The 18,732-nt window shown below is 71.4% G+C and carries 12 protein-coding genes, 1 tRNA gene, 1 other RNA gene and 1 pseudogene; 5 read left to right on the top strand and 10 right to left on the bottom strand.

The window, feature by feature from the left end:
• The first annotated feature begins 92 nt into the window (after nt 1-92).
• Nucleotides 93-2,702, top strand: coding sequence for a protease pro-enzyme activation domain-containing protein (locus BMY61_RS06525; RefSeq protein ID WP_042454278.1), 2,610 nt, complete (start codon nt 93-95; stop codon nt 2,700-2,702).
• Nucleotides 2,703-2,836: 134 nt separating this feature from the next.
• Complete coding sequence (locus BMY61_RS06520) at nt 2,837-4,789, top strand: S9 family peptidase (protein WP_082015370.1); 1,953 nt, start codon at nt 2,837-2,839, stop codon at nt 4,787-4,789.
• Nucleotides 4,790-4,843: 54 nt separating this feature from the next.
• Here the strand turns inward: BMY61_RS06520 and BMY61_RS06515 are convergent, their stop codons facing one another.
• The 10 genes and pseudogenes from BMY61_RS06515 to ffs all read right to left on the bottom strand — a co-directional run bounded on the left by BMY61_RS06515 (nt 4,844) and on the right by ffs (nt 15,333).
• A complete protein-coding gene (locus BMY61_RS06515; RefSeq protein WP_042454279.1) occupies nt 4,844-5,641 on the bottom strand; it encodes an SURF1 family protein in 798 nt (265 codons plus the stop codon).
• 20 nt (nt 5,642-5,661) lie between these two features.
• A complete protein-coding gene (locus BMY61_RS06510; protein WP_042454280.1) occupies nt 5,662-7,371 on the bottom strand; it encodes a hypothetical protein in 1,710 nt (569 codons plus the stop codon).
• Nucleotides 7,372-7,505: 134 nt separating this feature from the next.
• A pseudogene (locus tag BMY61_RS47440) lies at nt 7,506-8,135 on the bottom strand (SigE family RNA polymerase sigma factor); the annotation flags it as partial.
• 192 nt (nt 8,136-8,327) lie between these two features.
• Entirely contained in the window at nt 8,328-9,431 is a 1,104-nt protein-coding gene (locus tag BMY61_RS06500) for an aspartate-semialdehyde dehydrogenase (RefSeq protein WP_042454281.1), read from the bottom strand.
• Nucleotides 9,428-10,714, bottom strand: a complete 1,287-nt coding sequence (locus BMY61_RS06495) for an aspartate kinase (protein ID WP_075003781.1) — start codon at nt 10,712-10,714, stop codon at nt 9,428-9,430. Before BMY61_RS06495 ends, BMY61_RS06500 begins: the two co-directional genes overlap by 4 nt.
• Nucleotides 10,715-11,082: 368 nt before the next feature.
• Complete coding sequence (locus tag BMY61_RS06490) at nt 11,083-11,781, bottom strand: DUF5063 domain-containing protein (protein WP_075003780.1); 699 nt, start codon at nt 11,779-11,781, stop codon at nt 11,083-11,085.
• A complete protein-coding gene (gene recR / locus BMY61_RS06485; protein WP_042454283.1) occupies nt 11,774-12,373 on the bottom strand; it encodes a recombination mediator RecR in 600 nt (199 codons plus the stop codon). Before recR ends, BMY61_RS06490 begins: the two co-directional genes overlap by 8 nt.
• Before the next feature lie 159 nt (nt 12,374-12,532).
• A complete protein-coding gene (locus BMY61_RS06480; protein ID WP_042454284.1) occupies nt 12,533-12,874 on the bottom strand; it encodes a YbaB/EbfC family nucleoid-associated protein in 342 nt (113 codons plus the stop codon).
• 171 nt (nt 12,875-13,045) lie between these two features.
• Nucleotides 13,046-15,190 carry a DNA polymerase III subunit gamma and tau gene (locus tag BMY61_RS06475; RefSeq protein WP_075003779.1) on the bottom strand — a complete coding sequence of 715 codons (2,145 nt, stop codon included), beginning with the start codon at nt 15,188-15,190 and terminating at the stop codon, nt 13,046-13,048.
• A 46-nt stretch (nt 15,191-15,236) separates the two neighbouring features.
• Nucleotides 15,237-15,333, bottom strand: an RNA gene (gene ffs, locus BMY61_RS06470) — signal recognition particle sRNA small type.
• Nucleotides 15,334-15,475: 142 nt separating this feature from the next.
• On the opposite strand from ffs, the gene BMY61_RS06465 reads away from it, so the two are divergent.
• The 3 genes from BMY61_RS06465 (at nt 15,476) to BMY61_RS06455 (ending at nt 18,639) form a co-directional block, all read left to right on the top strand.
• Nucleotides 15,476-15,560 (top strand) — tRNA-Ser (locus tag BMY61_RS06465).
• A gap of 153 nt (nt 15,561-15,713) precedes the next feature.
• Nucleotides 15,714-16,424 carry a hypothetical protein gene (locus BMY61_RS06460; protein WP_143094201.1) on the top strand — a complete coding sequence of 237 codons (711 nt, stop codon included), beginning with the start codon at nt 15,714-15,716 and terminating at the stop codon, nt 16,422-16,424.
• An 82-nt stretch (nt 16,425-16,506) separates the two neighbouring features.
• The gene (locus BMY61_RS06455; protein ID WP_143094200.1) at nt 16,507-18,639 is read left to right on the top strand and encodes a hypothetical protein; all 2,133 of its coding nucleotides are present in this window, start codon (nt 16,507-16,509) and stop codon (nt 18,637-18,639) included.
• Nucleotides 18,640-18,732 lie beyond the last annotated feature (93 nt).

Genomic DNA, 18,732 nt, shown 5'->3' with positions numbered 1-18,732 from the left:
GGGAGTCATCGGACCGCCCACGGCGCTCCGGTTGCGACGTCGCCGCCCCTTTTTCGGCCGGCGCGACGTCACCACGTCATAGGAGATCCAGCATGGCCAACAAGGCCGGTCGGGTCGCGCTCATATCCGCAGGTCTTGCCGCGGCCCTCTGCGCCACCAGCCCGCTTGCCTCGGCCGCTCCGCTCGCGGGAGGGTCCGGCGCCGGCGCCGACACCTCGCCGCAGCGCATCGGCTCCACCGTGCGCGTCCCCGTGGGCGCGCACACCACCGGCACGACAGCACCGTCGACCGAGCTCCGACTGAGCGTCTCCCTGAAGCCCCGCGATCCGGCGGCGCTCACCGCGTTCGTCGACGCGGTGTCCACCCAGGGCAACCCGCTGTACCACCACTTCCTCGCGACCGGCCAGTTCGCCGAGAAGTTCGGCCCGACCCGGCAGACGATCGCCGCGGTCGAATCCGCGCTGCGTCAGGCGGGCCTGAAGCCGGGCCAGGTCAGCGAGAACGGCCTCTCCATCCCGATCACCGCCACCGCCGCGCAGGCCGCCAAGGCCTTCGACACCGGCTTCCGCAACGTGACGCTCGCCAACGGCAAGCACGGTTACGTGGCCACCACCGCGCCGGCGCTGCCCGCGGACGTGGCCTCGCAGGTGTCGGCGATCGTGGGCCTGAACAAGGTCAGCACCTACACCTCGCACATCAAGGTGAACCACCACAACGTGGCGGTCGGCGGCACGACCCGTACGGCGCACGCCGTGACACCGCACGCCACCGGTGGCCCGACGCTCTGCTCCGACATCGCGCAGGGTCTGGCCGACAACTCGTGGACGGACGCCAACAACTACTACAGCCCGCAGTCGCTGGCGTCGGCGTACAACATGCCGCACACCGCCACGACGGGGCAGGGTCAGACCATCGCGGTCTTCGAGATGGAGAACGTCGACACCCAGAGCCTGGCCCAGTACCAGGCCTGTGTCGGCACCTCCACCCCGATCAGCTACACCAAGGTCGACGGCGGTCCGACCATCACGCCGGACAACAGCAAGTACGGCATCGAGTCGCTGCTCGACATCGAGGACCTGATCGGCCTGGTCCCCGGTGCCTCGATCCGCGACTACGAGGCGCCGGAGCCGCAGTTCGCGACCGACACCAACATGCTGGACACGTACCAGAGGATCGTGAACGACAACGCGGCCCAGGTGATCTCGATCAGCTGGGGTCAGTGCGAGACCAATCTCAACCCGTCCGACACGAGCCTGCTCACGGCCGAGCGGAACATCTTCCAGCAGGCGGCAGCCCAGGGGCAGAGCGTCGTCGCGGCAGCCGGTGACTCCGGCTCGAGCGACTGCTACAGCCCGGCGACCGGCAACACCGATACCCGCTTCGCAGTCGACGACCCGGCCTCACAGCCCTACGTCACCGGCGTCGGCGGCACCCACCTGCACGGCCTTGGCTCCTCGCTGACCGAGACCGTGTGGAACGACAGCAACGGCGCGGGCGGCGGTGGCATCTCCGGTTACTGGGGGGCACCGGCCTTCCAGGCCGGCTTCTCCTCCTCGAGCAAGCGCTCCGTCCCCGACGTGGCCGCCCTCGGCTCCGGGCTGAGCGGCTACCCGCTGGTCTTCACCGACCTCAACTCGAGCGACTCGACCTACCAGCAGGAGGTCGCCGGGATCGTCGGCGGCACCTCCGGTGCGGCGCCCACCTGGGCCGCGGCGATCGCCCAGATCAACTCCACCGCCTCCTGCCTCGGCGGCCGGGCGGGTTACCTCAACCCGGTGCTGTACCAGGCCGCGAAGACGAACTACGCCTCCGCGTTCCGCGACATCACCTCCGGCAACAACGACATCGCCGACTCCAGCGGCACCTACTCCGCGCACACCGGCTACGACTCGGCATCCGGCCTCGGCTCGCCGCAGGAGAGCGGGCTCGCGAGCATGCTGTGCCGCCAGCACGACCTCTTGGCCCGGGACGCCTCCGGCAACCTGTGGCAGTACCAGGGCACCGGCCAGGCGAGCAGCCCGTACCAGCCCCGCACCCTGGTGGGTCCGGGCTGGAACGCCTACAACCTGCTGACGCTGCCCGTCGGGCACGACTCCCTCGGCGGCGGCGACATGTACGCGCGCGACGCGAGCGGCGTGCTCTGGTACTACCAGGGCACCGGCAAGGCCGGCACTCCGTTCGCCTCCCGCGTCCGTGTCGGTCCCGGCTGGGGCATGTACAACTCGATCGTCGGTGTCGGCAGTGTCGGCACGGGCGGCGGCAGCCTGGTGGCCCGGGACGCGAGCGGCGTGCTCTGGCTCTACCAGGCAACCGGCAACCCCGCTTCCCCGCTGAAGGTCCGCGTCCGCGTCGGCTCCGGCTGGAACACCTACAACAGCCTGGTCGGCGTGGGCAGCATCGGCAGCAGCAGCTGGTCCGACCTGGTGGCCCGCGACGCGAGCGGCGTGCTCTGGCTCTACCAGGGCACCGGCAAGTGGAGCGCGCCGTTCGGCCCGCGGATCCGCATCAGCTCCGGCTGGAACAGCTACAACAGCATCGTCGGCGCCCGCGACATCACCGGCGACGGTGTGAACGACCTGGTGACCCGCGACACGAGCGGCGTGCTGTGGCTCAACCCGGGCACCAACAACACGAGCGCGCCGTACGGATCCCCGATCCGCATCGGCAGCGGCTGGAACGGCTACACCCTGCTGGCCGGCTGAGGCAGCAGCGCGCGTCCCTGCGGGGGCCCGGTCCGCACTCCGGTGCGGACCGGGCCCCCGCGGCCGTCCTCCACCCAGAGCGAGGTGATCCGGGGCCGTACCCGGTGTCACCGCCGTGCCCGATGATGGTCCCCATGACCAGCCAGCGAAGCGAGACCACGCAGCAGCAGGAGGAGGCCGTCCACGCGGTCTTCGACGCCCTCCCCGCCTGGGAACGGCGGTTCCGCGCCGCCCGGGTGAGCCTGCCCGAGTGGGCGGAGGACGCGCCGGACAGGTCCCTGTTCGTCTCCAACGCGACCGGCACCTACGAGATCTACGCCTGGGACCGCGCACAGGGCGCGCAGCGCCGGGTCACCGACCGGCCCAACGGCACCACCGAGGCGACGCTCACGCCGGACGGTGAGTGGATCTGGTGGTTCGACGACACCGACGGCGACGAGTTCGGCGTCTGGCGCCGCCAGCCCTTCACGGGCGCGGAGTCCTCCGACGGCGGCGACGGTGGTGACGGCGGCGACCGTGGTCACGGCGACGGTGGTCACGGCGACGGTGGTCACGGCGACGGTGGGGCGCACGCCGCGCAGTCGGACCCGGAGGCCGTGCCCGGCCTCGCTCCCTCCTACCCCGCCGGGTTGGCGCTCGGCCGCCGCGGCGAGGCCGTCGTCGGCCGCTCCACCGACGAGGACGGCACCACCCTGCACCTGGTCCGCCCCGGCTCCGCCGAGCCGCTGGAGATCTACCGTCACCGCGAGTCCGCCGGCGTCGGCGACCTCTCCCACGACGGCGCCCTGATCGCCGTCGACCACACCGAGCACGGCGACGCCATGCACAGCGCGCTGCGCGTGCTGCGCGTCGAGGGCGACGCGATCCACACCGTCGCCGAACTCGACGACGCCACCGGCCGCGAGGAGCCGCTCGGGCTCTCCTGCCTCGGCTTCGCGCCGCTGCCCGGTGACAACCGGATGCTCGTCGCCCACCAGCGGCGCGGCCGCTGGGAGCCGCTCATCTGGGACACCGCCACCGGCGCGGAGCAGGAGATCGTCCTCGACCTCCCCGGCGACGTCACCGCCGAGTGGTACCCGGACGCCACCGCGCTGCTGATCGAGCACAGCTTCCGCGCCCGCAGCGAGCTCTACCGCTACGAGCTGGCGAGCGGCGAGCTCAGCCGCCTGGAGACCCCCACCGGCACGGTCTCCGGCGCGTCCGCGCGTCCCGACGGGTCGGTCGAGTTCCTGTGGTCCTCCGCCGAGCAGCCGCCGGTCGTCCGCTCGACGACCGGCGCGGTCGTCCTTGCCGCGCCCGGCCCGCAGGCGCCTGCCTCCGTCCCCGTCGAGGACGTCTGGGTCGACGGCCCCGGCGGCACCGTCCACGCGCTGGTGCAGCGCCCCGCCGACGCGGGGGAGGGCCCGCTGCCCTGCGTCTTCGAGATCCACGGCGGGCCGACCTGGCACGACTCCGACTCCTTCGCCGCCGGCCCCGCCGCCTGGGTCGACCACGGCTTCGCCGTGATCCGCGTCAACTACCGCGGCTCCACCGGCTACGGGCGCGCCTGGACGGACGCCCTGCGCCACCGCGTCGGCCTGATCGAGCTGGAGGACATCGCCGCGGTGCGGGAGTGGGCCGTCGGCAGTGGCCTCGCCGACCCGAAGCGCCTGGTCCTGGCCGGCGGCTCCTGGGGCGGCTACCTCACCCTCCTCGGTCTCGGCACCCAGCCGGACGCCTGGGCACTGGGCCTGGCCGCGGTCCCCGTCGCGGACTACGTGACGGCGTACCACGACGAGATGGAGGCCCTGAAGGCGATGGACCGCACGCTGGTCGGCGGCACGCCCGAGGAGGTTCCGGACCGGTACGCGGCGTCGTCACCGCTGTCGTACGTCGAGGGCCTGGGCGCGCCCGTCTACATCAGCGCCGGCGTCAACGACCCGCGCTGCCCGATCCGACAGATCGACAACTACGTCGCGGAGCTGGAACGGCTGGGCAAGGTCCACGAGATCTACCGCTACGACGCCGGGCACGGCTCCCTGGTGGTGGAGGAGCGGATCAAGCAGTTGCGCCTGGAGCTGGACTTCGTGAAGAGGCACATGAGCTAGTTTCAGCGCCCTCAGGGGCGCGGGGCTCTGCTTGTCGCGCAGGTCCTCGCACCCCTAAAGGGGCTCGAGCCCCAGGGCGCGGTCCCGCTGGGTCTCGATCTCGCGGCGGACGAAGCGGAACCACATGAAGACGACGAACCCCGCGAAGACGAACCACTGCCCGACGTAGCCGAGATTCTGGATCGCCTGGAGGCTCAGCCCGCCGCTCGAGGCGTCCGCCGCGGAGGGCGCGCTGTACGGCACGGCGGTCAGGCCCGCCGTGCCGGCCGTCCCCGGGTCGAGGGAGGCCCAGCCGTTCCAGACGGAGTAGGGGAGGGCGTTGACCAAGGTCACCGGCGAGATCATGCCGAGCTGGCCGGCCGGCAGCGTGCCCGAGGAGATCGCTCCGGTGGTGTCGGGCGTCTCCGCCGTCCGCAGTCGGGCGGTGACGGAGACCTCGCCCGTCGGCGGCGCGGGCGCGGCGGCGGGGGAGCCGGGCAGCCAGCCGCGGACCACGGCGAGGTAGCCGCCGCTGCCGTTCAGCCGCAGCGGGGTGAGGATCAGGGAGCCGCTCTTCCCGTCCACCGTCCGCTGCGGGACGAGCAGCTGGTGTGCGGCGTCGTACGTGCCCGCGAAGGAGACCCGGCGGCCGTCGTCGTTGTTGACGCCGTCCTTGTCGGGGCCGGCGAGCAGCGGGGCGAACGCCGTCGGCGCCGCGTCCGCGGAGGCGTGGGCGGCCTGCTGCTTCTGGGCGTGACTGTGCAGCTCGAAGCGGCTCAGCTGCCAGAGCCCGAGCAGGATGCACACCGGCACGGCGACCAGCGCCAGCACGTGGACGGCCAGCCAGCGCGGGGTCAGAAGGGTCCGGTACACCCCACAACGGTAACCGCGCCCTAGTGCGGCGCAGCCAGGGGGTCGGTCCGGTAGATGGTTCCGGCGCACGCGCCCTGGAGCGTCGTGCTCGACGTCGCCGCGCCCCCCGACGCGGGGACCGCGGCGAGTTGGATGCTCGGACCGGTCGCCGCGGAGGGGTTGCCGGTGCCGCCCGTCCCGCCCGTGCTGCTCGTGCCGCCGGGCGTGCCGGGGGAGGAGGTGGGGCTGCCGCCGCCCGTGCCGCTACCGGCGGCGCCGTCCGTCGCGACACCGGCCGCCCCGGCGGTGCCACTGGTGCCGCCGGTGCTGCCCGCGCCACCCGTTGCCCCGGCCGAGGCGGCGCCGGCCGTCGCCGGTGCGGCGCTCGTGGTGTCGCTCGGACCGCCGTTGCTGTTGCTGGGGCAGACGCTCGGCACGTAGGCGAAGTCGATCACGTAGGTCTGGCCGGGTGCGAGCGCGACGGCCGGGTGGGCCGGATCGGGGGATGGCAGGGAGACGGCGGGGTCGCCCGCGGTGTGCGGGGCGACGGTGAAACGCGACACGTTCGTGCCGACGGGCGCCGTCACGTTGATCGCGCCCGCGTTGCTGATCTTGCACGGGGACGTCGAGACGTTGCTGACCGCGAAGGAGCCGTAGACGATCCCGGAGGTGTCCGGCGAGGCGAGTCCGGATGCGCCCCTGCCGAGTTGGCTCCGGCTGCACTCGGCCAGCGTGCTGCCGGCCGTGATGCCGTCCGTGAGCGACGCGGCCACGCTCGTCACCCCGCCGGAGGGCAGGGGGACCAGCACGCTGCCGCCGGGGTGGCCACCGGTCGCGCCCCAGGCGCTGCCGCCCACGGAGGGCAGGCCGGGCGCGGAGGAGTCTGTGGTCGGACCGCCGTGGCCGTGCTTGCTCGCGGAGGCCTGCGCGCCCGGCAACAGCGAGCCCATCGGTCCGGTCGCCGCGCTGGTGGCGGCGTCGGGGCCGAGTGAGTGCAGGGCGGTCAGCCCGAGCAGCGCGAGCGACGCCGCGACAGCGGCGCCGCCGTAGGCGCGACGCCGCAGCGCACGCCGCTGCGGCACGGCGTGGCGCAGCCGCGCCAGCGAGTCGGGCGCGGGCCGCACCCCGCCGACCGCCTGCTGCAGGCTCGCACGCAGCGCGGCCCCCACGGGGTCCTCGTCGGCGAGCCCGGCGCTCCCGGCGGAGCGGAGCGGGCCCGAGCCGAGCGGGTTGGACCCCCAGCCGCCCGTGCCCGCGCCGTGCGAGCCCGTGCCCGCGCCGTGCGAGCCGCGGGTGTCCGAGCGCGATGCGTTCGCGTCCGTATTCGGGCGGGACCCGCCGGGGCGGAAGGCGGCGGTGTCGACCAGACCGGGCCGCTTGCCGCCCGAGCCTGCCGTGCCCGTGCCCGTGCTCATGTTCGTGCCGGTGCCGGTGCCGGTGCCGGTGCCGGTGCCGGTGTGCGTGTGCGTACCGGACCCGTCGGGGCCTGTCGCGCCGGAGGCGAGCGTGCCGCCCGGGGAGACCAGCGGGCCGATGCCGGAGGCGTTCACGCGGCCCGGCTGGGAGGGGATCGTGCTGTCCGGGCTCGCCGAGGCCGCCGCCCGGGGCGGCAGGTCGGGGGTGGCGTCGAGCCACAGGGGCGGGGTCAGCGGTGGCTCCACGGGAAGCGGCGGCGTCGCTGCGGGATCGGAACCGGCTCCCGATCCCGGTCGCACCACGCGCAGGTAGCGCGAGCGCCGCTCCGCGCTCACCGCTGCCTCCCCTCTGCCCGATGCGTCTCTGTTCGGTGTGTTCTGACGGTCCGTACCGCCGCCCGGGGCGCGTCTACCCCCGGTCCGCGCGATGCATGCGCCGCCTGCGCCGCGTTTGTCGCGCTCGCGTCGAACGCGCCGCCGTCCATGGTGGTCCGCAGCGCGGCGAGCCCGCGCGAACCGTACGCCTTGACGGAGCCTACGGAAATGCCCAGGGTGTCCGCGACCTGAGCCTCCGTCATGTCGGAGAAGTAGCGCAGCACCAAGACCTCGCGCTGGCGCCGCTGCAGGCCGCGCAGGGCGAGGATCAGCTCGTCGCGCTCCAGCGCGTCGTACGCGCCCTCCTCGGCGCTGGCCGCGTCCGGCATCGGCTTCTGCAGCAGGCGCAGGCCCATGATGCGGCGGCGGAGCGTGGAACGGGAGAGATTGACCACGGTCTGGCGCAGGTAGGCGAGGGTCTTGTCGGGGTCGCGCAGCCGACGTCGCGCCGAGTGGACCCGGATGAACGCCTCCTGGACCACGTCCTCGCAGGACGCGGTGTCGTCCAGGAGCAGCGCGGCCAGGCGCAGCAGCGAGGAGTAGTGGGCCTGGTAGGTCTCGGTGAGGTGGTCCACGGTCGCGCCCACGGCGACCGTCACCGGGCCGGCCGTCACCGGGCCGGTCGGGACCGCACCGGCCGCGCCCACGCCGACGGGGCCCGCGGGCGCGTGCGGGTGCGGGCCCGGGTGGGAGCGGGAGGCGTCCGCGGTGAAGGGAGCCGTCATGACGAGCACCGAGGTTGGTGGCACGCCAGTTGGACGCATGACCCGCCGTGAGGGTTGTACGTCACCTGGCCCCTCCGTGACACCGTGTGCAGTGGCACTACGGTACGGGGCCGTCCACCGGCACGGAAGCCGAATCGGGCGTCTGCACCAACTCCCCTTAAACCTCTTCCGAATCCGTTCCGGCGTCCGCGGTCAGCCTGCCTGGCCCTCGGCTGCGACCAGCTCGGCGATCTGCACGCAGTTGAGCGCGGCGCCCTTGCGCAGGTTGTCCCCGCACAGGAACAGCTCCAGGCCGTGCGGCTCGTCCAGCGAGCGCCGGACCCGGCCGACCCAGGTCGGGTCGGAGCCGACCACGTCGGCGGGGGTGGGGTACTCGCCCTTCTCCGGGTCGTCGTAGACGATGACGCCCGCTGAGGAGTCGAGGATCTCGCGCACCCGGTGCACGTCCGGCTCGCGCTCGAAGACCGCGTGCACGGTCAGCGAGTGGCCGCTGACAACCGGGACGCGCAGGCAGGTCGCGGAGATCGGCAGCTCGGGCAGGCCGAGGATCTTGCGGGTCTCATTGCGCAGGCCCAGCTCCTCGCTGGACCAGCCGTCCTCGGTGGTGTCACCGGCCCAGGGCAGCAGGTTGTAGGCGAGCGGCGCCTCGAACGGGTCGTCCTCCTGCTCGGAGACGGCCCGGCGCAGGTCACCGGTGCGGGTGCCGACGGTCGGGTCGCCGGCGACCTCGGCAGTCTGGCGGCGCAGCGTGTCGACGCCGATGCGGCCGCGGCCGGAGGCGGCGAGTGCGGCGGTGACCACCAGCTGGCTGAGCCCGAACTCGGCGTGCAGCGCGGCCAGCGCCACGGTCAGCACGAGCGTCGCGCAGCGCGGCGCGGCGATGATCCCGATCCGGCGCATCCGCGCCGCCGAGGGGTTGATCTCCGGGACCACCAGCGGCACGTCCGGGTGGAGCCGGAAGGCCGAGGAGCCGTCCACCGCGACCGCACCGGCGGCGACGGCGAGCGGCGCCCACTCCTCCACGACGTCCTCGGGTGCTTCGAAGAGGGCGATGTCGACGCCCTCGAAGCAGCCCGGTTCCAGGGCGCGGACGGGCTCGGACCGACCCAGCACCTGGACCTCGGTGCCGATGCCCTCCGGTCCGGCGAAGAGCCGGACCTCGCCCCATACGTCCGCGCGGGTGGCGAGCAGATCCACCAGGACCCGCCCCACGGCGCCGGTGGCGCCGACGACGGCCAGGGTGGGCCGCACGGGCTGGGGCTTGGCGGAAGCGCGCTCGCCACCCGGAACGGTCATCGGCCCGTGCCGCCGTAGACGATGGCCTCGTCGGTCTCGCTGTCGAGGCCGAACGCGGTGTGCACGGCCTGCACGGCGGCGTTGACGTCCTCGGAGCGGGTCACGACCGAGATGCGGATCTCGGAGGTGGAGATCAGCTCGATGTTGACGCCCGCGGCGGACAGCGCCTCGAAGAAGGTCGCGGTGACGCCCGGGTGCGAGCGCATACCGGCGCCGACCAGGGAGATCTTGCCGATCGCGTCGTCGTAGCGCAGCGACTCGAAGCCGATCGACTCCTGGACCTTCTCCAGCGCGTCGATGGCCTTGCGGCCCTCGGCCTTGGGCGCGGTGAAGGAGATGTCCGTCCGACCGGTGGTCGCGGCGGAGACGTTCTGGACCACCATGTCGATGTTGATCTCGGCGTCCGCCACGGCGCGGAAGATGCGCGCGGCCTCGCCCGGCTTGTCGGGGACGCCGACGACCGTGACCTTCGCCTCGGAGGTGTCGTGGGCCACACCGGAGATGATGGCCTGCTCCATGTCGATCTCGCCCCCTTCGGGCTTGGTCAGAGGCTTGTTGGAGACCCAGGTGCCGGTCAGCCCGGAGAAGGACGAACGCACGTGGATGGGCATGTCGTAGCGCCGCGCGTACTCGACGCAGCGGGCCAGCAGCACCTTGGAGCCGGACGAGGCCAGCTCCAGCATGTCGTCGAAGGCGATCCAGTCGATCTTCTTGGCCTTCTTCACCACACGCGGGTCGGCGGTGAAGACGCCGTCCACGTCGGTGTAGATCTCGCAGCACTCGGCCTTCAGCGCCGCCGCGAGGGCGACGGCGGTCGTGTCCGAGCCGCCGCGGCCGAGGGTGGTGATGTCCTTGGTGTCCTGGGAGACGCCCTGGAAGCCGGCGACGATCGCGATGTTGCCCTGGTCGAGCGCGGCGCGGATGCGGCCCGGCGTCACGTCGATGATGCGGGCCTTGTTGTGGACGGCATCGGTGATCACGCCCGCCTGGCTGCCCGTGAACGACTGGGCCTCGTGGCCCAGGTTCTTGATAGCCATCGCCAGCAGGGCCATGGAGATCCGCTCTCCGGCGGTCAGCAGCATGTCGAGCTCGCGGCCCGCAGGGAAGGGAGACACCTGCTCCGCGAGATCGATGAGCTCGTCCGTCGTGTCACCCATGGCGGACACCACGACGACGACCTCATGGCCGGCCTTCTTGGTGTCGACGATCCGGCGGGCGACCCGCTTGATGCCCTCGGCATCCGCTACGGATGAGCCGCCGTACTTCTGCACGACAAGGCCCACGTGCGCTCCTCGACTCGGTGGTCCTGGCCTTCGGAGGTGGGAGTCCGGCAGGCCTGTGGTCGCTGGCCAGTCTAGCGATCGGCCTTGTCCCGGCGGGTGGTGTCCGAGGCGCGAGACGGTCGTATCAGGATTCGATCAACGGACGTCCCGGCCGGGACGGTGGGTTCACGGAAGATTTGCCGGGGGAGGGTGGCTGCGGCTCCGGAATTTCCCGGCCGCACGGAGAAGGGCGCCCACCGCGTGTCCTTCATCACATTCGGTGAACGCCCTCTCGTGCCCAGCTCAGCGCCCAGCTCCGTACGCGGCTCCGTGTGCCCAGCCCTGTCCCTGGCGGGCGGGTGCTCGGATCCCCAGCTCAGATCCCCGGCTCAGATCCCCAGCTCGGAGGCGAGCTCGGCGGCCATCAGGTCACCGGCCTGCTGCTCCAGCTGCTCGTCGGTCAGCCCGTCGTGGTCGGTGTCGGTGCCGTCGGCCGGTGCGGAGATCGGGCTGTCCATCCGGACGTGCGCCACCAGCGACTGCAGTGCGCGCAGCACGCTCGTCGCCGTGGAGCCCCAGGTGGCCAGGTAGGAGTACTGCCACCACCACAGCGCCTCGGAGATGCGGCCCTCGCGGTAGTGCGCCATGCCGTGGCGCAGCTCCGTGACGACCTCGGCCAGGTCGTCCGAGATCCGGCACGGCAGGGGCTTGTCCGGCGGGCCGTACGGGTCGAAGACCTCGTGGTAGACGTCGATGGGGGCGAGCAGCTCGGCCAACTGGCGGCGCAGCTCGTCCTCGTCCTCGTCCGGACCGGTGTCGGCCTCGTAGCGGTCGTCGGGCACGATGTCCTCGACGGCGCCCAGGCGGCCGCCGGTCAGCAGCAGCTGGGAGACCTCCAGCAGCAGCAGGCTGACCGCACTGCCCGGCTCGTCGCCCTTGGCGATCTCGGGCAGCGAGAGCAGGAAGCTCTGCACCGAGTCGGCGATCTGCACCGCGAACTCGTCCGGCGTGCCGTCGCCGTGCAGGCCGATCCTGGGCTGCGCGCTCTTGGAGATGTCGGGGGTGGCGTTGGGACGCGTGTCAGACATCGAGAAGTCGTCTCCCTTCGAAAGCCCGGCCGAGGGTGACCTCGTCGGCGTACTCCAGGTCTCCCCCGACGGGCAGACCGCTGGCCAGGCGGGTCACCTTGAGCCCCATCGGCTTCAGCAGCCGGGCCAGGTAGGTGGCGGTGGCCTCGCCCTCGAGGTTCGGGTCGGTGGCGAGGATCAGCTCGGTGACCGTGCCGTCCGCCAGTCGCTGCATCAACTCGCGGATGCGCAGGTCGTCCGGGCCGACGCCCTCGATCGGGCTGATCGCCCCGCCGAGCACGTGGTAGCGGCCGCGGAACTCGCGGGTGCGCTCGACGGCGACGACGTCCTTCGGCTCCTCGACGACGCAGATCAGGCTCGGGTCACGGCGCGGGTCCTGGCAGACCCGGCACAGCTCCGCCTCCGAGACGTTGCCGCAGATGGTGCAGAACCGCACCTTCTCCTTGACCTCCGTCAGGGCGTGCGCGAGCCTGCGCACGTCCACCGGATCGGCCTGCAGGATGTGGAAGGCGATCCGCTGCGCGCTCTTGGGCCCGACGCCGGGCAGCCTGCCCAACTCGTCGATGAGGTCCTGGACCACGCCCTCGTACACGCTGCGTTACCTGCTCTCTGATGGGGTTCTGCTGGGTTTCTACCTATTCGCGCCCATCATCCTCCGGACGGACGCACAGTCACAGCTTCCCGACACACCCAGTTACGCGCGGGAGGCCGTCCGGGTTCCGAGAGCCGGACCGGCCTTCGGCCGGAGCCGTCAGAACGGCAGGCCGGGGATGCCGCCCCCACCGCCGAGGCCCTGGGCCAGCGGGCCGAGACGCTCGGCCGCCATGCGCTGCGCGCCGGCCGTGGCGTCGCGGACGGCGGCGAGGACGAGATCCGCGAGGGTCTCGGTGTCCTGCGGGTCGACCGCCTTCGGGTCGATGACGAGCGCGCGCAGCTCACCGGCGCCGGTGACGGTGGCGCGGACCAGGCCGCCACCGGAACTGCCCTCGATCTCGGCGGCGGCGAGCTCCGCCTGCGCCTGGGCGAGCTGCTGCTGCATCTGCTGTGCCTGCTGGAGCAGGGCCTGCATATCGGGCTGGCCGCCGGGGAACATGGGAGCTCCTGTCCTGCCTGTCGTGGTGCTTGTGCCTGTGCCTGTCGTGGCTGAGCCTACGTGCTGCGCGCGTCGGATCGCCGTCAGTTCGGCCGCGCGACGCAGCCGCCGCCTCGCTCGGGGGTCACCGGGCGACGCACGTCCTGGCTCGCGTCCTGGCTCGCCGTCGACTCAGCGGTCGTGCTGCGTCTCCTGGATCACCGTCGCGCCCAGCTCGCGGATGATGAGGTCGTGGCCGGAGACGGACGTGGTGTCCTGCTCCGGGATGTCCTCCTCCGGATCGAAGGGCGGCGGGGGCATGTCCTCGTCGTCCGGCCCCTCCGGGTAGGGAGTGCTCGGCGCGCTGGGGCGCGGCGCGGGCGCGGACGGAGGCGAGGGCGCCGGGGTGTGCGTCGGCGCCGCCTGGGCCGGCGGCTGGAACGCGGGTGCGGGCGCGGGGGCGGGAGCCTGGGCCGACTGGTGCGGCGGCATGCCGCCGGGGGCGCCGGGGCCACCGGGGGCGTTGCCGAAGCCGCCGCCCGGCCCGCCGGGTGCGCTCGGCGCGCCGCCGAAACCGCCGGGCCGCTGCTGTGACGACGGCGGCGCGGAGCCGCCGGGGCTGATCAGGCACTCGACCTTCCACGAGACGCCGACGGACTCCTGGAGCGCCTGGCGCAGGATCTCGTCGTGCCCGCCGTTGACGAAGCCGTCCCGCGTCCCGGCGTGCTCGAAAGCGAGCTGCAGGGCGCCGTTGTCGAACCCGGCAACCTGGGCCTGCTGCAGCAGCATCCAGGTGACACGGCGACGGCCCTTCACGGCGTCCAGCACCTGGGGCCAGAACTGGCGTACCTGGGCGGCGCTGACGCCGCCGGCGTCGGCTCCGGCCGGCGCGGCGGCCTGTGGCGCGGGCGCGGCGGGGGCGGGAGGCGGTGTCGGGGCTGCCGTGGGCGTGGGCGTGGGTGCGGCGGGCGTCGCGGAACCGAAGCTCGGTGACACCGGCCACGCACCGGGCGTGCGCCCCCCGGCGGGTGCGGCAGGCGCGTCGGCTGCCGCTGCCGTGGGTGCGGGTGCCGGGGCGGGGGCCGAAGGCGCGGTGACCGCGGGCATGGCGGGCGCGGTCGACACCGGAGGCGCGGCGGGCATGGCCGGTGCGGCCTGCAGCGGGGCGCCGCCGCCGACCACGGCCCGGCGCTCCAGCTTCTCCAGCCGGGCCTGCCACGAGGTCTCGTCCGCGAAGGCGGACGGCAGCATCACCCGGGCGCAGATCAGCTCCAGCTGCAGCCGGGGCGAGGTGGCCCCGCGCATCTCCGTCAGCCCGGTGTTGACGATGTCGGCCGCCCGGCTCAGCTCCGCGGAGCCGAAGCGCCGCGCCTGCTCGTCCATGATCGCGATCCGGTCGGCCGGTGCGTCGATCAGGCCCTTCTCACCCGCATCCGGCACTGCGGCGAGGATCACCAGATCCCGCAGCCGCTCCAGCAGGTCCGCGACGAACCGGCGTGGGTCGTGCCCGCCCTCGATGACCCGGTCGACGATCCCGAAGACGGTGGCGCCGTCGTGCGTCGCGAACGCGCCGACGATCTCGTCCAGGAGGGTGGCGTCGGTGTACCCGAGCAGCGCCGTGGCCATGGCGTACGTCACACCGCCCGCGTCGGCCCCGGCGAGCAGCTGGTCCATGACGGACATCGAGTCACGCACGGAACCGGCGCCGGCGCGCACGACGAGCGGGTAGACGGAATCCTCGACCTGGATGCTCTCGCGCCCGCAGACCTCGGCCAGGTAGTCGCGCAGCGTGCCCGGCGGCACCAGCCGGAAGGGGTAGTGGTGCGTGCGGGAGCGGATCGTCCCGATGACCTTCTCGGGCTCCGTCGTGGCGAAGATGAACTTCAGGTGCTCCGGCGGCTCCTCGACGACCTTCAGCAGGGCGTTGAAGCCGGCCGTCGAGACCATGTGGGCCTCGTCGATGATGTAGATCTTGTACCGGCTGGAGGCGGGCGCGAAGAACGCCTTCTCCCGCAGGTCGCGCGTGTCGTCCACACCGCCGTGCGAGGCGGCGTCGATCTCGATGACGTCGATCGACCCGGGCCCGCCACGGGCCAGGTCCACACAGGACCGGCACTCGCCGCAGGGCGTGGGCGTGGGGCCCTGCTCACAGTTCAGGCAGCGGGCGAGGATGCGCGCACTCGTCGTCTTGCCGCAGCCGCGCGGGCCGCTGAACAGGTAGGCGTGGTTGACCCGGTTGTTCCGCAAGGCCTGCTGCAGCGGACCGGTCACGTGCTCCTGCCCGATGACCTCGGCGAAGGTCTCGGGTCGGTACCGGCGATAGAGAGCGAGCGACACGTCTTCGACCCTAACGGTCACCACCGACAAATCGGTGCCCTAGCAACGCAAGGACCCCCCGTGCACCCGCCAGAGCTCACCTACCCTTGCTGCCTTCCGGCCCTGGGGGGGTTCAGCGAGATAGCGCCACACGAGGGGCTGACGCCAACAGTACCGGATCCCGGCCCCGATCCTCACCGCCCCCGCCCGCCGATCCCCCGGCGATCCCTCCGCGATCACCCCGCGCCCCCGACCTGCGTCGACCGTGTGCACGAGCACCCCCAAACATCTAGTAAGCTCTCCCACGGAGGATTCGCCTAGAGGCCTAGGGCGCACGCTTGGAAAGCGTGTTGGGGGCAACCCCTCACGAGTTCGAATCTCGTATCCTCCGCACCGGCCCACCTGGGCAGATGAAGGCCCCGACCGCTCTGCGGTCGGGGCCTTCATCGTTCCGCAGTTGCAGTTTTAGTTGCGGTTGCCCTCCTTGGCGAGAATCGATCGGCGCTCAGGGCAAGGCCAACCGGGCGGAAGGCATCATGTGCGGGTGATCTCGCCACAGCACGATCTCGTTCTGCGACTCGTCGAGTCGGAGAAGCCTGCCGATGTTGTTCACGCGGGCGCTGCCTGCCTGGGGCAGATGCTGGGGGGCTTCGCGTGGGTGAGGTCGCGGCAGTCTCTGGAGCTTCGGGGAGCTCGTCGCCGCGAGGTGATCGGGCTGATGAAGAGCAAGTACAACCGGTCTGGGCATCTGATCGAGTTCATGGCGGAGCAGCTGACCGTCTTCGACGACGACCTGGGTGCCTGGCGTCGAGCCAGTCCCGACCTCACGGTGCGCAGACCGGAGTCAGTCGAGGCGATCGTGTGCGCCTCCAGCTTCTTGGACATGTCGAGTGAGTGCTTCGTGGTCCTGACCCGCCCCGAACAGCGCCTGGCGAAGCTTGAGCAGTTCGCTGATCACCTGCACGAGACGGCTCTGCCGTGGTTTGCCTGGTCAGCCGACCCGGAGCGGCTTGTGAGTGCTGCTCCCGACGCCGTGCTCTCGCCATGGGGATTTGCTCAGGACCTGATGGAGTTGCTTGTCAGCGGGGATCGAGTGGCGGAGGCGCGTGCTCTGTGGACGCGGGTCCTGAATCTCAACTCGAAGCACCAGCAGGCGTTCGTGACGGGTCAGGCCATGGCCGAGGCAGGGGAACGCCCTCGTTGGCACACAGCTGAGGCGATCGGGTGGAGCGCGTCGGTGCTCGATCTTCGGTAGGTAGTGCTGTGACCGAGGAGGTTCACTTGGTTCGCGCGGTACCCGATTGCGCAAGGAAGCGCGGCAGGTTCACGATGGGGCCGTGAGTCTTGTGGGTCAATCAGCCCTATTCAAGGTGACGGTCCGACCGGCACGGGCCGCCTACCTGATTGCCGAGGGAAGCAGTGACGGCTTCCGACGGGCAGTGCAGGAAGCGACGTCTCGATGGGGCGGTCAGACCGAGCCCATCATTCCCGTCCTGGAGGACGGCACGATCGCCCCGGACCACCGGCGGGTGATCGAGGTCGCACATGTGGATGGCGTGGTGAACGTCGACGCGCCGACCGATCATGCAAAGTCATTTGCTGCGTCGTTTGATATGCAGTGCGTGACTATCGATCAAATCGACCGGTGGGGCGTGACCATGTTCACGAGCCATCCCGCCGACATGGCACTGCCAACGACCGTCGACGGGAGCAACGGCTATGTCATCGCTGCCGAAGGTGCCCCGTTGTGGCAGGTTGCTGCTGCAGGCGATCTGAGGAGCGAAGCGGAGAAGGGGTTCCGCGACGCTGGAATGGTAGTGCGCCGGGCTCGATTTGATCACGAGATCGGCGAGTCGCAGCTCTGGGATCACACCCTGCTCGGGGCGACCACGGTGTCGATGGCTGAGACGTGGGCGTCGCCGGCCCCTATGGGCGCGTCGACGGTCATCATCCTCGTGTCGGATGCAGATGACCTCGAAGGTTGCCTGGCGTTTTGGAACCTGCGCGCTCTGCGCTCGGTCAGTCCCCGTGGGGCAACTCCTATACACCTGCTGCCAGTAGACATCAGCCACTGGACGTCGTGGCCGCGCGTTCTGTCCGATGCGTTGCAGCGTCCCGACCAGTTCTCCCCGGATGTGCTGATCGACTCCGCCTCTGTGGAGAAGGAGGCGATGCACACCTTCGCCGAGAGCATGGGTCTGCAACTGTCCGAGGAGCAGCAGGCCCGCCGCTCGATGCTATTCGGTAAGGAGGTGTTGAAACGCGCAGCACCGTTCACCTACCTACTTGGCTTGCCGGTGGGGTATGTCGGTTTCGAGCGTCGGTACGGCCTGGCAGCCTTCGTCGATGTGCCGGTGGTCGGTGAGAAGACTGCGTTGCGTCTCACGTGCCCGGTGCCGACGAAATCGGGCTATGGCGGGCTGTCGCTGGTCAGCATCTCCGATGGGCCGATTGACGCGCTTCCCAAGCGCGGGCCGGTGGCCAAGCTCGTCGAAGACAGTGCCGAGTGGCATGACGGCGGCATCCAGATCGCTGCCCGCCTGGAGCGCGACTGGCGGCTGGAGCTTCGGATCCCGACGCTGGATGCAGCATACGTGGCAGTGCTGCGCGAGCGGACCGCGTCCCACCCGCTGTCCGACAAGGGTGCGATCGGAACGGGTCTGCTGGATGAGTCCGCGATGGCCGTCTTGGCCGAGCCGGACGTCTTCGAGACGATCCGACAGCTGACGACTCCGCGCGGAGAGGACATCGCGAAGAAGCTGCAGAAGTTGTTCGGCAAGGGGCAGCCGCTGACCGAAGAGCAGAAGGCGTTCGCCGAGGAGTTCGGCGGGCGCAGCGAGCGGGTCTTCAAGAGCGCCGACCGCCTGGGTTACGGGTCTTTCGAGGCCGCGCAGACGGCTCTGGAGCGTCTCTCCGGAATCGGCTGGGCCGAGCGCGGCTTCCAGACCGCGTGCAACGAATGCAAGATCAGGAGCTTCGCGCCGTTTTCGCAGGGGACGGCCCGTGGGATCGCGCGCTGCCCCGTTTGTGGTTCGTCGACGGACTACACGCGCGAGCCGGGCCGCGGTCTGGTCGTGCACTACCGGCTCGACGCGCGTGTGGACTTCGCCAATGACAACGGTGTGATCGCCCACCTGATGGTGATCGGCGCCCTGAACCGGCGTTACACCCATACCCTCCTCAAGCCGGGGGTGGATCTCTTCTTCGCTGATGGGACGCAAGGCGAAGCTGACGTCATTGGCATCTGCGACGGCAAACTGGTCAGCGGCGAAGTCAAAATGTCCGGCTGGTCGTTCACCGATGCGCAGCTCAACAAGGACCTGGACATCGTCGAGCGGTTGCAGTCGGACATCTACCTGATGGCCGCTACCAGCCCTATCCAGGAGGAGACCAAGGAGCGCGCCAAGGCCCGTTGCGACGAACTCGGCGTCGAACTACTGATCCTCGAACGCAACGACCTGCTGCGTTGACTCGGCGGCTTGTCCGGCTGAGCAGGCAGAGGAAGGCCGACGAGGTCGCCGGCAACCAGGTGAACATTGCCAGGCAGAGTGGCCGGGTTGAGC

The organism is Streptacidiphilus jiangxiensis, from assembly GCF_900109465.1.
GTDB classification, from domain to species: domain Bacteria; phylum Actinomycetota; class Actinomycetes; order Streptomycetales; family Streptomycetaceae; genus Streptacidiphilus; species Streptacidiphilus jiangxiensis.
The sequence above is the reverse complement of the archived record's forward strand: the minus strand, read 5'-3'. Positions and strand labels throughout refer to the sequence as shown.